Annotated in this window: 12 protein-coding genes; 9 read left to right on the forward strand and 3 right to left on the reverse strand. The window is 61.4% G+C overall.

Going from position 1 to position 14354, the window contains the following annotated elements; genetic code table 11:
- Positions 1–35: 35 nt before the first annotated feature.
- Together G6N74_RS27570 and G6N74_RS27575 are read left to right on the forward strand one after the other, a co-directional pair.
- The gene (locus G6N74_RS27570; RefSeq protein WP_165121204.1) at positions 36–1607 is read left to right on the forward strand and encodes an ABC transporter substrate-binding protein; all 1572 of its coding nucleotides are present in this window, start codon (positions 36–38) and stop codon (positions 1605–1607) included.
- A 91-nt stretch (positions 1608–1698) separates the two neighbouring features.
- Entirely contained in the window at positions 1699–2550 is an 852-nt protein-coding gene (locus tag G6N74_RS27575; RefSeq protein ID WP_165121205.1) for a serine hydrolase, read from the forward strand.
- 18 nt (positions 2551–2568) lie between these two features.
- Here G6N74_RS27575 and G6N74_RS27580 read toward each other — a convergent pair whose 3' ends face one another.
- The 3 genes from G6N74_RS27580 to G6N74_RS27590 form a co-directional block, all read right to left on the reverse strand.
- Complete coding sequence (locus G6N74_RS27580) at positions 2569–3192, reverse strand: GntR family transcriptional regulator (RefSeq protein WP_165121206.1); 624 nt, start codon at positions 3190–3192, stop codon at positions 2569–2571.
- 353 nt (positions 3193–3545) lie between these two features.
- A complete protein-coding gene (locus G6N74_RS27585) occupies positions 3546–4844 on the reverse strand; it encodes a hydroxymethylglutaryl-CoA reductase, degradative (RefSeq protein WP_312857936.1) in 1299 nt (432 codons plus the stop codon).
- A gap of 101 nt (positions 4845–4945) precedes the next feature.
- On the reverse strand, positions 4946–6898 hold the full coding sequence (locus G6N74_RS27590) for a helix-turn-helix domain-containing protein (RefSeq protein WP_165121208.1): 1953 nt from the start codon (positions 6896–6898) through the stop codon (positions 4946–4948).
- A gap of 181 nt (positions 6899–7079) precedes the next feature.
- Between G6N74_RS27590 and G6N74_RS27595 the strand changes: the two genes are divergently transcribed.
- The 7 genes from G6N74_RS27595 to G6N74_RS27620 all read left to right on the forward strand — a co-directional run bounded on the left by G6N74_RS27595 (position 7080) and on the right by G6N74_RS27620 (position 14347).
- Positions 7080–7970 (forward strand): hydroxymethylglutaryl-CoA lyase, encoded by an 891-nt coding sequence (locus G6N74_RS27595; protein ID WP_165121209.1) that lies wholly within the window; start codon positions 7080–7082, stop codon positions 7968–7970.
- A gap of 113 nt (positions 7971–8083) precedes the next feature.
- Positions 8084–9325 carry a CaiB/BaiF CoA transferase family protein gene (locus tag G6N74_RS27600; RefSeq protein WP_165121210.1) on the forward strand — a complete coding sequence of 414 codons (1242 nt, stop codon included), beginning with the start codon at positions 8084–8086 and terminating at the stop codon, positions 9323–9325.
- A 1-nt stretch (position 9326) separates the two neighbouring features.
- Positions 9327–10100, forward strand: a complete 774-nt coding sequence (locus G6N74_RS27605; RefSeq protein ID WP_165121211.1) for an enoyl-CoA hydratase/isomerase family protein — start codon at positions 9327–9329, stop codon at positions 10098–10100.
- A gap of 170 nt (positions 10101–10270) precedes the next feature.
- Positions 10271–10402 (forward strand): hypothetical protein, encoded by a 132-nt coding sequence (locus G6N74_RS31305; RefSeq protein WP_281354044.1) that lies wholly within the window; start codon positions 10271–10273, stop codon positions 10400–10402.
- A 65-nt stretch (positions 10403–10467) separates the two neighbouring features.
- Entirely contained in the window at positions 10468–12045 is a 1578-nt protein-coding gene (locus tag G6N74_RS27610) for an ABC transporter substrate-binding protein (protein ID WP_165121212.1), read from the forward strand.
- A gap of 125 nt (positions 12046–12170) precedes the next feature.
- Positions 12171–13370 (forward strand): amidohydrolase, encoded by a 1200-nt coding sequence (locus G6N74_RS27615; RefSeq protein ID WP_165121213.1) that lies wholly within the window; start codon positions 12171–12173, stop codon positions 13368–13370.
- Positions 13370–14347, forward strand: a complete 978-nt coding sequence (locus G6N74_RS27620; RefSeq protein ID WP_165121214.1) for an ABC transporter permease — start codon at positions 13370–13372, stop codon at positions 14345–14347. Before G6N74_RS27615 ends, G6N74_RS27620 begins: the two co-directional genes overlap by 1 nt.
- Positions 14348–14354 lie beyond the last annotated feature (7 nt).

Consider the following 14354-nt stretch of genomic DNA (forward strand, 5'->3'; position numbering starts at 1 on the left):
GCCATAACCATGAAGACACAATGGGAGACATTGATATGCTTCGGAATTTCCAAAAATCGACAAGTAGAACAAAAGCTCTGTTCGCCGTCGCTGCAATAATTTCGGCCGGTATGGCGAATGCCGATCCAGCGCTTGCACAGGACCGCGGCACCATCCGCGTTGCGCTCAACGAAGACATCCGCGGTGTCGATCCGGCGCGCCAAACCGACGGCATGTCCGATCCGGTCCACATGCACATCGTCGAGGGTCTCGTCGCCTACAGCAACACTCTCGAGATCGCCCCCGTTCTGGCGGAGTCGTATTCGGTGGAGGACGAAGGCAAGACCTATGTCTTCAAGCTGCGGGACGGCGTGAAATTCCATAACGGCAAGGTGCTTACCTCCGCGGACGTCAAATGGTCGTGGGACTATCTGATGGCGGAGGGTTCGGTTTGGCGCTGCAAGGCGGTGTTCGAAGGCAACGTCAAGGTCGCGTCTGTCGAAACGCCGGATCCGCTGACCGTGGTCTATCGGCTCGAAGCGGCGAAAGGCTCGTTCATCTATTCCCTGGCACGCACCGACTGCGCCGGCACGCCGGTATTCCACCGGGACTCACTTAAAGCCGACGGCAGTTGGGGATCGGTCATCGGCACCGGCCCGTTCACCGCCGGCGAACGGCGGATCGGCGAATATGCCGAGGTCAACCGCTTTCCCGACTATACCTCGCCGCCCGGCGATCCCAGCGGCCGTGCCGGCCGCAAGGAAGCCCTGGTCGACAAGATTCGCTTTTCCGTCGTCACCGATCCGGCGGCGCGGATTGTCGGCCTGCGTTCGGGCGAGCTCGATCTCTCCTCGGTCTCAAGTCAGTCGGTGAAGCAGATTCAGGCAGAGCCGTCGCTGGACGTGGTGCTGTCCGAGACCACCGTCTGGTATGCGCTGCTGCTCAGCCAGACGGATCCGCTGCTCCAGAACAAGGCGCTACGTCAGGCGATTGCATCGGCCGTCGACCGCGAGGCTGTTGCGCAGGGCGTCACCTACGGCCTGTCCAAGGGTACGACCACGCCGATGCCGCGCGTCAGCCGGTATTATTCGCCGATCAAGGACGAGCCTATAGCGGCCAATCCCGACCGGACCCGCGAGCTGCTGGCGGAAGCGGGCTACAAGGGCGAGCCCATCACCATCATCGCCAACAAGAGCTTCCAGTCGATGTTCGACCAGGCGATTATCATCCAAAGCCAGTTGCAGGCGGCCGGCATCAATGTGACGATCGAGACGTTGGAATGGGGTCTGCAGCTCGAACGCTATACCAAGGGCAACTATCAGGCGCAGTCGTTCAGCTATTCGGGCCGCTTTGACCCGATGGGTGCCTGGGAACGCATCATCGGACCGGAATCGCGCAAGGTCTGGAAGGATGAGCGCGCCATTGCCCTTCTCAACAAGGGTCTTGCAGCGACCGATCCGGATCAGGTTCGTGCGATCTCCGATGAAATCTACGCCCTGTTCATCGAGGAAGTTCCCGCCGTCAGTCTCTTTCACATGACGCAGGCAAACGGCTTCAACAAGCGTCTGCAAGGCATCGAAGCATCGCCTTTCGATGCCCCGACGCTGTGGAATGTCTCCATCAAGTGACATGCGTGCGTGCGCTTACCTGTCGAGCGCACGCCCTTCCAACACGCCATCGACGTGGGTAGGTCCAGGACCGGTTTTGAGGAATGATGAAATGAATGCATCGCAACTGAATGCCCGGCTTCAGGCGCTGTCCGAAAATCGCGGCTTCGATATCTATTGGCATGTCCGGCTGGCGGCCAGCGGGGAAGAGCTGACGCGCGGCGGCGATATCATCATGCCGTCGGCCAGCGTCCGCAAGATATCGGTCATGATGGCGGCCCTGAACGCCGCCGCCGAAGGGCGCCTCGACCTCGACCAGACCGTCGTCATCAGGAAGGAGCAGCAGCCAGGAATCCTATCGGGCGTATGTCAGTATATGACGCCCGGCCTGACATTCCCGATGCGCGACGCCATCCTGCAGATGATCATCACCAGCGACAATATCTGTACCTACGAGGTGATGAAGGATCTGGAGATTCCCGAGTTTACCGCCTATTGCCACCGCATCGGCATGGAAAACACCACCCACCGCACCCGCCTGCCGCCGGTCGGATTGTCGCCCGCCCACGCGCTCGAGCATGTGACGACGACAACAGCCTGTGATCAGGTGTTGCTCTTGCAACTGATCCTCGCGGGCGCCAATGGCGATGCGGCGGCAACCGAGCGTCTCGGCGTCGACGCCGCCAACTGCGCGATGGCGCTGCGCTTTCTCACCTGGCAGCGCTTTCGCAGCATGATTCCTGGCCATTTGCCGACAATGACGACCGTGGCCAACAAGACGGGCTGGGGGGAGCGTGGCTGGATGGACGCGGCGATCGTCTTCAAGGACGACGCACCGCTTTACATCATGAGCGTGACCACCGACCAGGTGCCGAAGGTCATGCCTAATGGCCTGCCGGGCCGTGTCGCCTCGACCGTCGCGATCGCGGAACTCTCCCGCGCCTGCTGGGACGCGCTGGGCTGAGTTCCCGCTGGAGCGCCGTCAGAATGCCTTGATGTGGTTGACGATGGCCTGCTCGACCTCATAGGGGTCGCGCTCCTCAATGGCCGTGATGATTGCGAAATGGTCACGGCTGCTCGCCTGCAGCCCTTCCACCGAACGCCAGCGGCCGGCGGTGAACTGCCCGCTGCGATTGCGCATTTCGTTGATGGTTTCGCTCAACACGACATTGCGCGCGATCGAATATAGATAGGCGTGAAAATTATGGTTGGCGCTCGCCTGCGCTTGGCGCCCTTCTTCGGTGATGCTGGCGTCGAACAGTTGGGCGAGCCGCCGCAGTTCCACGATGTCGTCCGTGTTGGCCCTTGCGGTGATCAGATGAGCCGCACTGCGTTCGAGCACCGTGCGCACGAACAGCGTTTCGGCGCGGGCGGTCACGTCGAGCGTGGCGACGCGAAATCCGGCATTGGCAACATGGTCGACCAATTTGTCGTTCTTTAACTGATCCAGCGCGCGGCGGATGTGGAACGCGCTCGCGTCATATCGCTGCTGCAGATCACTCAGCTTCAACCATGTACCCGGCGCATAGGCGCCAAAGATGATGTCCCTGCGGATAGTGATTGTAAGCTGCGCCAGTTGTTCAGCCGCTTCTCGAGACTTCGCCATCGCAGGTCCATTGCTTCGCTTCGCGCATTGTATGTGCGACGACCGATGAAGGCCAGCACGCCTGAAGCAAATACGGTCCTGGAGCTGAAGCGGAACAACGGAAAATCTGCTCCGGGACGATCTGGCGCCAGCGGGCCATTGCGCCTCCTTCAGCGGCGATCACTGATGCGACGATGAAGCTTGATGCGCCGCCCGCACAGAACAGCATCACACCAGAACCGACGGGCCTTCCGGCCAACTCCACCCTTCGCAGCACGGTCTGGACCGGCCAAAACGGGTGGTAAAATAATGATATCGTGTACCGGCCACTCTATTGGTGCACCGGATGATGGAGCCCATCTGCGGCTCCGGGGTTAGCCGCCGGATTGCCTAAGCTCGGCAAGAACAGCCTGTGCCTTGTCGAGCCGGACGTGCCCCCCATCCTTCAGGCGGGACACCACTTTCTCGATTTCATCGCCGTCAGCCCCGGCTGCAACGGCGATGTTACGGGCATGAAGCGACATGTGACCCTTCTGTATCCCCTCGGCGGACAAGGCGCGAAGGGCGCCGGTGTTCTGGGCAAGCCCGACGGCAACAATGACCTCAGCAAGTTCCTGTGCACCTTGGACGCCCAGCAGTTTGACGGCCGCCTGGGCAACCGGATGGGTCTTGGTGGCGCCCCCGACCAACCCTACGGCCATGGGGACTTCCAGCGTGCCGACGAGGTTGCCGGCGTCGTCCTTTTCGTAGTGGGATAGCGACGTGTAGCGACCTCCCGCCGCCGCATGGCAATGCGCACCGGCTTCCACGGCGCGCGTGTCGTTGCCGGTCGCAAGCACGACGGCGATAATCCCGTTCATGATCCCCTTGTTGTGCGTTGCCGCGCGATAGGGGTCCGCCGCTGCAAAAGCATAGGCATCGATGATACCGTCCACGACATCCGGCCCGCCAAGAGCCTGGCAGTCGTAAGTGGCACGGACCCGTGCAAGCCTCCGGTCTGCCTTGTTGGACAGAATACGCAAGCGAACGCGCGCGCCGGTGATCTGTTCGACAAGCGGCGCCAGCGCCTCGGCCATGGTGTTCACCGCGTTTGCTCCCATGGCGTCGCGAACATCGACGATAAGGTGCAAGACGACATAGGTCTTAGAAGCGGCTTCGACGATGCGCACCTCGATGTCCTTCGCTCCGCCTCCGAGCTTGACCAACAGAGGATCCTGCTCGTTGGCGAGATCGAGCAGATCCTGCCGCCGCTCATAGAGCCTGAGACGGGCGGCCTGGGGATCTTTCGCGCCGACCACCTGAATCTGCGAGATCATGATGGGCTGATCGCTTGATGTATGGAATCCTCCGTGGATGCGCGCGACGGAGGCCATGTTGCTTGCCGCCGCAACGACGGAGGGCTCCTCCGTAGCCATCGGGATCAGGTAGTCGCGGCCGTTGATGGTGAAGTTGGCCGCTACGCCGAGCGGTATCGGCAAGGTTCCAACGACGTTTTCGGCCATGCGGTCGGCGATCGCCAGCATTTTCCCGTCCGTTGCGGCCAAGCCTGCGAGATCGCCTTCGGACAAGCCGCTGCGTTCGACTATGGTCTTGAAGCGCTCCGGCGGTGTGAGCTTGTAGAACCCCGGAATGCGGCTGTTGACGGACATGAAAACGAGTCTCCCACTGAGTATTTTCTCAGAACCTAAGTGGGTCTATGCCCCGGGAACAATGTGCATGGCTTACACTTGGGCCGCGCTTCCTTGTGGCTTCATCACAGGGGTAATGCGCAAAATCAGGTAGCCTGTCCGAGGATATGAAGGCGTAGCGCGATATGGACTTCCAACGTTCTCGAAGGATCGGCCCAATCAGGGTTGATCAGCGAGATCGCATCGAGCCGCTGGCGCATCGTGTTGACGTGAATGCCCAACATCTCAGCGGCCTTCTGTGCGCTGCGCCCCGTATCGAGATAAGCAAGCAGCGTGGCCGCGAGTTGGCTCTTGCGTCTTTCGTCATGTTCAACAAGGGAGCCGATCGAGGAGCGCAGAAACAAGTCGACGGCGTTCTCTCCCTTGTTGTGAAACAACAGCGCATAAACCGACAGAGTCTTCTCGAACACGACCCGGCCCTGTTGCTTCAGACCGCGCATCAGGCCAAAGCATCGACGCAATCCTTCATATTCGACCGGCACCTTGTCTAAGGTGGCAATCGGATCGGAGATCACGATACTGGACCTGTGGCCGAATGCTTCCTCTAGCTTTTCCGATATTCGGTTGGCGAGACTGCCTGGATCTGGAGCATTCGTGACGATCGCCAGATCCCCATTGAACTCTGCGAAAATTGTATCGCGACCGGCCAGAATCGAGCGCAGCGCCGACGCCGCCTGGGCTGATGTAACCGTGACCAGTTCCACAAGCATCACCGTCACCGGCCATGAAAGGGAAATCCCCGGTGGCAGCCGCCGCGCCCCTTCAGGCGAGAACGGATCGGTGGTTCCCCGTAGGAGCGCTGAAACAGTATCGGCAACGTTGCGATGCGCGATCTGCGCGATCCTGTCGAAGGACAGGAGCACGATGCCCGTTACGATTGCACTGCGTTCGAGCGTGCGCGTCTCCGGCGCCGAAAGAGGTCTGTTACGTGTAAAGATGAGTGCGCCCAGCCGAGCCGAGCCTCCCATGACTGCGGTAACCACCGTGACGCTTCCATCCGCGGCCGGAAGCGAGACCGATCGACCTACGCGGTCACTCTCGCGTACGGCTTTGGCGAGGGCCTCATCTGTGAGATGGTCGGCAAAGGCTCCCGAAATAAGGTTCCTGCTCTCGTCGACAACGCCTGCTTGACCCTTCAGCAAATTCGAAACGCGATTTACCAGATCATCCAGTGAGCCGCCCCGCGCGATCAACTCGGTGAGTTGCTCATGCGCGACCGCGGCTTGCTCGATGTCATCCGCCTTGGTTCTGAGGGCCGCATTGGCTTCCCTCGCCAGGAGAAGCGCGCGTTGCGCTTCTTCGAGCAGTCTCGCGTTCTCGATCGCAAGTGCCGCGAATGTGCTGAGCGATGAAAGGACCGCCATCTCCTGTGGCGTATAGGAGCGGACATAGCGATCTCCGACGAAGAGCACACCCATGACGTAGGCCTCAAGTTCGAGGGGAATGCCCAGGATGGAGACGATACCTTCACCGCTAGTGGCCCGATCGATGCTCGCGTCGTGGTCGAAATTGCGATCGGCCGAATAGTTGCTCGAATAAAACGGTCTCCTCGTCCGGGCAACGCTTCCACACACGCCGATGTTGCGGGGCACCCGGATCCTCGCGAAATCCTGGGAGATAACGCCCTCTGTCGTTCGTACGTAGAAATCGCCGTGCTCTTCGTCCGCAGCTGACAGATAGGCTATATCGCTGCCAACCAGCTGCCTGGCACGCTGGACGATCGCCTGCAGGATCTGGTCCGTGTCACGAAGCGCGGACAGATCGCGCGCGGTCTCGTAGAGGGCCGAGAGCTCGATCTCCCGCTTGCGCTTGAGTTCGAAGTTTTCGCGCAGCCGCACGGCCGTGGCGACGGCATCGCCGATCGAGTCGGCCAATTCCCCACCCCAGGTGACATTCCTGGCCTCGTTAGCCAGTTGCTCGAAGCTCGAAAGCGGTGCGTTGCTGTCGAGAAGCTCCAGGAGGCGTCGATAATAAACGGCAGCCTCGGCACTTCCACTCGTCCGGGGGCTGGCCGAGATAGTGCCGGCACGACTGGACATTTGCTCCTCCATTCTGGCGGCTCTTCTTCTGCTCATGTGGGCCTCGCACTGCACTGACACACTTACGTACTGCCGAGAATGTATTTTATTTACATAACAACCGGCAACTTATGTGGAGAATGACATTCTTTCGGCGTGCATGTTCGGCCTAGTGTCGCTCCGAAATTATCGGAGAAGAGACATGCCGGAGAGTGTACGTATCGTGGAGGTGGGACCACGAGACGGTCTTCAGAACGAAAAAGTCGCCATTCCCGTCACGACAAGGCTCGAACTCATCAAGCGCCTCGCTGCGGCGGGGCTTCGCTCAATCGAGGTGGGCAGCTTTGTTTCCCCAAAGCGTATCCCTCAGATGGCCGGTACCGATCAGGTCGTCAGGCAGTTGCCGATGGACGATGAAGTCCGCTATCCGGTGCTGGTCCCCAATCAGCAAGGCATGGCCGCCGCAATCGACGCCGGCGCAAGAGAGATAGCAATCTTCGCATCGGCATCGGAGACATTCTCTTGGAAAAACATAAACTGCTCGATCGCTGAGAGCATCGAGCGGTTCCGCCCGGTCGTCGAGATGGCAAATGCGAACCATGTGGCAGTTCGCGGCTACGTATCATGCGTACTCGGGTGCCCATATGAGGGACCAGTACCGATCGATGCGGTGGTTTCCGTATCGCAGAGGCTCGCACAGCTTGGCTGTTACGAGATTTCGCTCGGCGATACCATCGGCATCGGCACGCCGCTGCAAGCCCGCACGGCCGTCCGTGCCGTCGCTCAGGATATCGGGATCGACGCGTTAGCGGTCCACTTCCACGATACGCGCGGTCAGGCAATGGCCAATATTCTCGCATGCCTCGAAGAAGGCGTAGCTGTCGTGGACAGCGCGGTCGCCGGGCTCGGTGGTTGTCCCTATGCACGCGGCGCGACCGGAAACGTTTCGACCGAAGATCTGCTGTTCATGCTTCACGGAATGGGCGTGACGACCGGCGTCGATCTTGGCTCCGTCATTGATGCGGGCCTCTTTATCTCGGCCGAACTCGGGCGATCCACGGGCTCGAAAGTGGCGCAGGCGATGATCGCGTAGCGGTTGTGAGCCGACTATGTGAGAAACCCACGCCTATGACATTGGTTGATGTGGCGGCGAGATATTGTTAGCGCCGGGATCATCGCGAAGAATTGCCCCTTAGGGAGAAATAAATGTCGGAAGAATTTGCAGCCACCGGAGCCGGGGTCACCGGATCCGGTCCCCTGAAGGGCGTCACCGTACTCGACATAACGCGGGTGGTGGCCGGCCCGTTCTGCTCCATGCTGCTGGCCGATCTGGGCGCGACGGTGATCAAGGTCGAGCATCCCGACGACCCCGACTATGCGCGGACATTCCCGCCCTTCGTGTCTGGAGATGACGAGGAATTCAGCGCCTTCTTCACCCAATTCAACCGCAACAAGCTCGGCATCACGCTGAACATGAAGTCTGCCGAGGGCAAGACGCTGCTTCGCAAGCTGGTGCGTCGGGCGGACGTGCTGGTGGAGAATTTCCGGCCTGGGACCATGGAGCGCCTCGGTCTCGGTTACGAGGTGCTGAAGAAGGAGAATCCGCGCCTGATCTACACGGCGATCAGCGGGTTCGGCCGCACCGGTCCGAACGCCTCGCGGCCCGCCTATGACAACACCGGCCAGGCTGCCGGCGGCCTGTGGTCGATGAACGGCTATGCCGACCGGCCGCCAGTGCGGGTCGGCACGATCATCGGCGATCTGGCGGCTTCGCTTTACGCTGCGATCGGGACGCTTGCGGCGCTGCGCGAAGCCGAGCGCGGCGGCGAGGGGCAGGTGGTCGATATTTCGCAGCAGGATTCGGTGCTCACCCTGACCGAGAATGCGGTGGTCCGCTACACCATGGAAGGAGACGTTGCCACGCCGCTCGGCAACGAGCATCCTTTCGTTCGTCCCTATGGCCAGTTTCCCTGCAAGGATGGCTACGTCTTCTTCGGCGGCTACACGGACAAGTTCTGGAGGATTACCTGCGAGCTTTTCGGCGAGCCGGAAGTCGCCAACGATCCCGAGATCGACACGATGGAAAAGCGTTTCGACCAGAGTGTCGCCGAGCGGCGCGTCAAGCCCATCCTGGAGCGCTGGTTCAGCAAATACACCAAGGTCGAGCTCGAGGAGTTGGCTGGCGACCGCATCCCGCTCAGCGCGATCAAGACCATCGCGGAGGTGGTGGAGGACCCGCACATCGCGGCGCGCGACATGATCGTCAAGGTACCGGTCGGCGGCAAGCTCGTGCGCATGTTCGGGCTGCCGATCAAGCTTTCCGGGACGCCCGGCAACGCTTGCGCCAAAGCGCCCAACCCCGGCGAGCACAACACTTTCGTTTATTCGCGGCTGGTGGGTCTTACGCCCGAAGAGCTGAGCAAGCTCGCCGAGGATGGAGCGATCTGAGATGGCGATCGAACTGCAGTGCTCCGGTCACGTCGCGACGATCCGCCTCTCTCGTCCCGAAAAGCTCAATGCCCTTTCGCTTGCCATGTACGAGGATCTGGGCAAAGCCTTCATGGCTGTTCGGGACGACGATGATGTCCGGGCGGTCGTCCTGACGGGCGCAGGCGAACGCGCATTCTGTGTCGGCGCGGACCTGACGGAGTCCATCCCGGCGCTGGCCAGCGACCGTTTTGACATCAGCGCCTGGGATCCGGCTCATCTCAAGGGGCTGAAATTCTACAAGCCGATCGTCTGCGCCGTGCGCGGTCTGTGCATCGGCGGCGGCTTCGAGATCATGCTTGCGACGGACATCCGCATCGCCTCCACCGACGCCGTGTTCCAGCTTCCCGAACCCACCCACGGTTTCGTGCCCGCAGGCGGTACGCTGGTGAGGCTGGTTCGCCAGATCGGCTACGCCCACGCGATGGAGATCCTGCTCTCGGGGAGGCGGTTCAAAGCCGACGAAATGGCGGCGAAGGGCGTCATCAACCAGGTTGTTGCACCAGATCAGGTCGAGCCGCTCGCCCAGGAGATCGCCGCGCAGATCGCCGCCTTGAGCCCGACCGCGATCCAGACCATCAAGGAAGCGGTGCTGACACTCCAGGATCTGCCTCTGGACGAGGCCTTTGCCGAGGAAGCCAGGCTCGGGCACCGCACCTTCACCAGCGACGACGCCAAGCGCGGGCTGCAGGCTTTCGCCGAACGCTCGGCAAACACGGGCGGGAGACAGAGATGATCCCACACCGTGGTGCGAGCCGATTTGTCGATGACCGACACTGCTGGTCTCGGCGGGTGTGTGTCCGAGACATTGAACACCAGAGCATGCGTTACCTAAGGTCTTGAACATACCGTTTCGGCGACACGCATTCATGCTGGTCGTCCAGAACGGATGAGGGAGGAGCGTGAATGAATAATCCCGGAAGAGTTGCGGTCAACGCGGCTCAGATGGCCGTCGAAGAGTTTGGCGGCAAAATCCTCGGCAAGTCCGTCGAGGTGCTGTTTGCAGACCACCAGAACAAGACCGTCACGAAGAAATAAGCGGTCGGGGAACCGCAGCGCACCGTACACCGGCAGCGTTTTGATTGAAAAAGGAGAGAGATGAAATGAATCGGCGGGAATTCAACATGATGCTGGCGGCCACCCTTGGCTCGACCGCTTTCGTGGGGCAGGCTTTCGGTCAGGAGGTGGGTGAGACGCTGACGGCGATCATCCAGCCCGAGCCACCGATCCTGAACCTGGGGATCAACCAGCAGACGCCGACCGGCGTCGTGGGCGGCAAGCTCTATGAGGGTTTGCTTTCCTATGCCAAGGATCTCACGCCGCAGCCATTGCTCGCCGATACCTGGGACATTTCCGAGGACGGCCTGACCTATACGTTCAAGCTGGTTCAGAACGCGAAATGGCATGACGGCCAGCCCTTCACGTCAGCGGACGTCATCTTCTCCTGCAAGTCGCTTCTGCCTGAAACGCATCCCCGCGCAAAGGCCGTTTTCGACCGTTGCGAAAGCATCGAGGCGCCTGACGACTTCACGGTCGTCTTCAAGCTGAAGCAGCCTTTCCCGGCTTTCATCATGGCCTTCGAGACGGCTTCCGCGCCGATGGTGCCGCGCCATCTTCTGGAAGGGAAGGATTATCGCAAGGATGGCGCCGAACAGCCGCCGATCGGCACCGGGCCGTTCCGGCTCAATGAATGGGTCAAGGGTTCGCACATCCACCTCACGGCGGTCGATGACTACTACCGGCCGGACCAGCCGAAGCTGAAGGAGATCTACTATCGCGTCATTCCAGACGCGGCCTCGCGCGCTGTCTCGCTCGAGCAGGGCGAGACGCAGCTTGCACAGTGGCAGGACATCGAGCCCTTCGACGCCGCGCGCCTGTCTGCGCTGCCGCATCTCGAGATGACGACCGACGGTTACGAGTACTTCTCGCCCATGGTGTGGATCGAGTTGAACTGCCGCCGTCCGCCGATGGACGACAAGCGCTTCCGCCAGGCGCTGACGCATCTGATCGACCGTGAATTCGTGCGCGACCGCATCCTGTTCGGTCTTGCCAATGCGGCCACCGGGCCGATTGCATCTTCGATGCGCTTCTACGATTCGGACGTGAAGACCTATGAGCACTCCGTCGAGAAGGCGGTCGCGCTGCTTGATGAAATGGGTTTGAAGCCCGGCGCTGGCGGCGTGCGCGTCACCCTGAAGTTCACGATGGTGCCAGCGGGCGAGGTCTGGACGCGGATCGCGGAATATGTTCGCCAGGCCTGCGGCGCGGCGGGGGTCAATATCGAGCTGCAGAGCAACGACCTCGCCGGCTGGGTCGCCAGCGTGAGCAACGGCGATTTCGACATCAGCGGCAACCAGCTCTACCAGAACGGCGATCCCGCACTTGGCGTGGCACGCACCTACATCTCTTCCAATATCCGCAAGGGCGTCATGTTCTCCAACACCGCCGGCTATTCAAATCCGAAGGTGGACGAGCTATTCGAAGCGGCGGCCGTGGAGCTCGATGAGAAAAAGCGTCAGGCCTACTACACGGAAGTCCAGCAGCTGCTCGTCGAGGAGATGCCGGTCCTCTGGCTGTGCGAGCAGAAGTATCCGACGATCTACGACAACCGGTTAAAGGAGGTCGTAACCTCGTCGACGGGGGTCAACGCCAACTTCGGCACGACCCACTTCGCAGCTTGATCATTCTGGCGATGCGCCGGCGCCCGGAAGGGTGCCGGCGCATGGCCGTGCAGCGGGTCCGGTCGGTCCCGCGCTCATTCGTCCGATGCGGCTGGCTGCCGCGATAAAGGAGGCCGTTGGCCGACATGACCCCATATTTTGACGACGCGGAAATTGCCGTTCTGCAGACGTGGCGACACAAATTGCATCAGTTTCCGGAAATTTCCGGCGAAGAGGTAGAGACCGCCCGCGAGGTGGTCTCCTTCCTGGCCGACACCAAACCCGACGAGGTCGTCACGGAGCTCGGCGGTCACGGCGTTGCGCTGGTCTACGAGGGTGCCGAGGCGGGACCGACAGTCCTGCTGCGCTGCGAGCTGGACGCGCTTCAGATCCAAGAGATTTCGGACCTTCCCTACCGCTCGCGCAACGACGGCAAGGCGCATATGTGCGGCCATGACGGTCACATGACGATGATGGCTGGCGTTGCCCGCCACCTTGCCCGGCACAGGCCCGCGCGGGGCAGGGCCGTGCTGCTCTTCCAGCCCGCCGAAGAGACGGCCCATGGCGCCGAGGCAGTCCTCGCCGATCCGAAATTCGCCGGGATCACCCCGGACCACGCCTTCGCGATCCACAACATGCCCGGCCTGCCGCTCGCCCATGTTGCTGTCGCCGCGGGCCAGATCACCTGCGCTTCGATGGGCCTGCGCATCGAACTCGTCGGCAAGACCGCCCACGCCTCGATGCCTGAAACCGGCATTTCGCCGGCGGCAGCGGTCGCCCGCATCATCACGGCCTTGAAGACTTTCGAGGCGGGCGATGTCGTCGCGCAGGGCTTCCGCCGGGTGACACTGACGAGCGTCCAGATGGGAAAGCCTGTTTTCGGCATCACCCCGGGTTCGGCCGAAATCTGCATGACCCTCCGCAGGCCCGAGAGCGACGGGATGCCGGCTCTGGTTGAGGACGTGCTGGAGATGGTGCGCGCGGTCGCCGCCGAAGAGCGTCTTACGCTCACGCACTCGACGCATAACTTCTTCCGGGCCTGCGTGAATGACCCCGAGGCTGCGGCAGTCTTCGATAACGCTGCAACGCGCATGAACCTCTCACGCGTGACGGACTATGTGCCGATCAGGGGCGCGGAGGATTTTGGGCTTTTCGGATCCTGCTCGAAGTCGGCGCTCCTGTTCATCGGCTCCGGCACGGACCGGCCGATGGTTCACAATCCCGATTATGATTTTCCCGACGAACTGATCCCGGTCGGGGCCGGGCTGTTTCTTGGCGTCCTCGACCAGTTGCTGGGGTTCGCGCAGCAGGGCGAACAGCAAATTCAAAGGTCGCAATACGTCTGATGCCGATCATTTCCAGTCTTTTAGCCAAGCTTACCGGGATCATATTGACGATCCTCGTCATCGCGACGATCAACTTCGTGCTCGTCCATTCGGCGCCTGGCGATCCTGCGTTGGTGATTGCGGGTCAGTCGGGCGATACGGATGTGAAGTTCATCGAGCAGGTTCGTACCGAGTATGGGCTCGACCAGCCCTATCTGGTGCAACTCGGCACCTATCTGGGTAAGGTTGTGCGGTTCGACCTGGGTTACTCCTACCGGCAACGCCGGGCGGTGAGCGACCTGATCCTCGACCGGCTCGGGCCGACGCTGCTTTTGACGCTGACGGCGTTCTTCCTGTCGCTGATCGGCGGCGTGTTCTTCGGCGCATTTGCCGGGCTCAGGCACGGCAAATGGTCGGATCTGGCGATTTCGCTGGTGTCGCTGCTGCTCTACGCCACGCCGGTGTTCTGGCTCGGGCTGATGCTGGTTCTGATCTTCTCGGTCCAGCTCGAGTGGCTGCCGGCGTTTGGCTATGCGAACATCAGGGCGGCGAGCTACAGCACCTTCGGCTATGCGATGGATGTGGCGCGGCATCTGATCCTGCCGGCGGTGACGCTCTCGGCGATCTATATGGCTGTCTACACGCGGCTGATGCGGTCCTCGCTGATCGAGATATCACATGAGGATCACGTCCGCACCGCCCGCGCAAAGGGCCTGACCGAGGGGCGGATCCTGCGCGGCCACATGCTGCGCAACGCTGCCGTGCCGGTGGTGACCTTTGCCGGACTTCAGGCAGGCGCACTGATCGGCGGCGCGGTGGTGGTGGAGACGGTGTTCTCATGGCCGGGGCTTGGCCGCCTGACCTTCGACGCGGTCACGGCGCGGGATTATCCGGTGCTGCTCGGCCTGTTCCTGGTGATGTCGGTCATGGTGATCGCGGTCAATCTGCTGACCGATCTCCTGCACCGGCTGATCGACCCGCGCGTCGGCGCGCATTAGGGAGTGT

It is taken from the genome of Mesorhizobium zhangyense (assembly GCF_011045115.1).
Taxonomy (GTDB): Bacteria; Pseudomonadota; Alphaproteobacteria; order Rhizobiales; family Rhizobiaceae; genus Mesorhizobium_M; species Mesorhizobium_M zhangyense.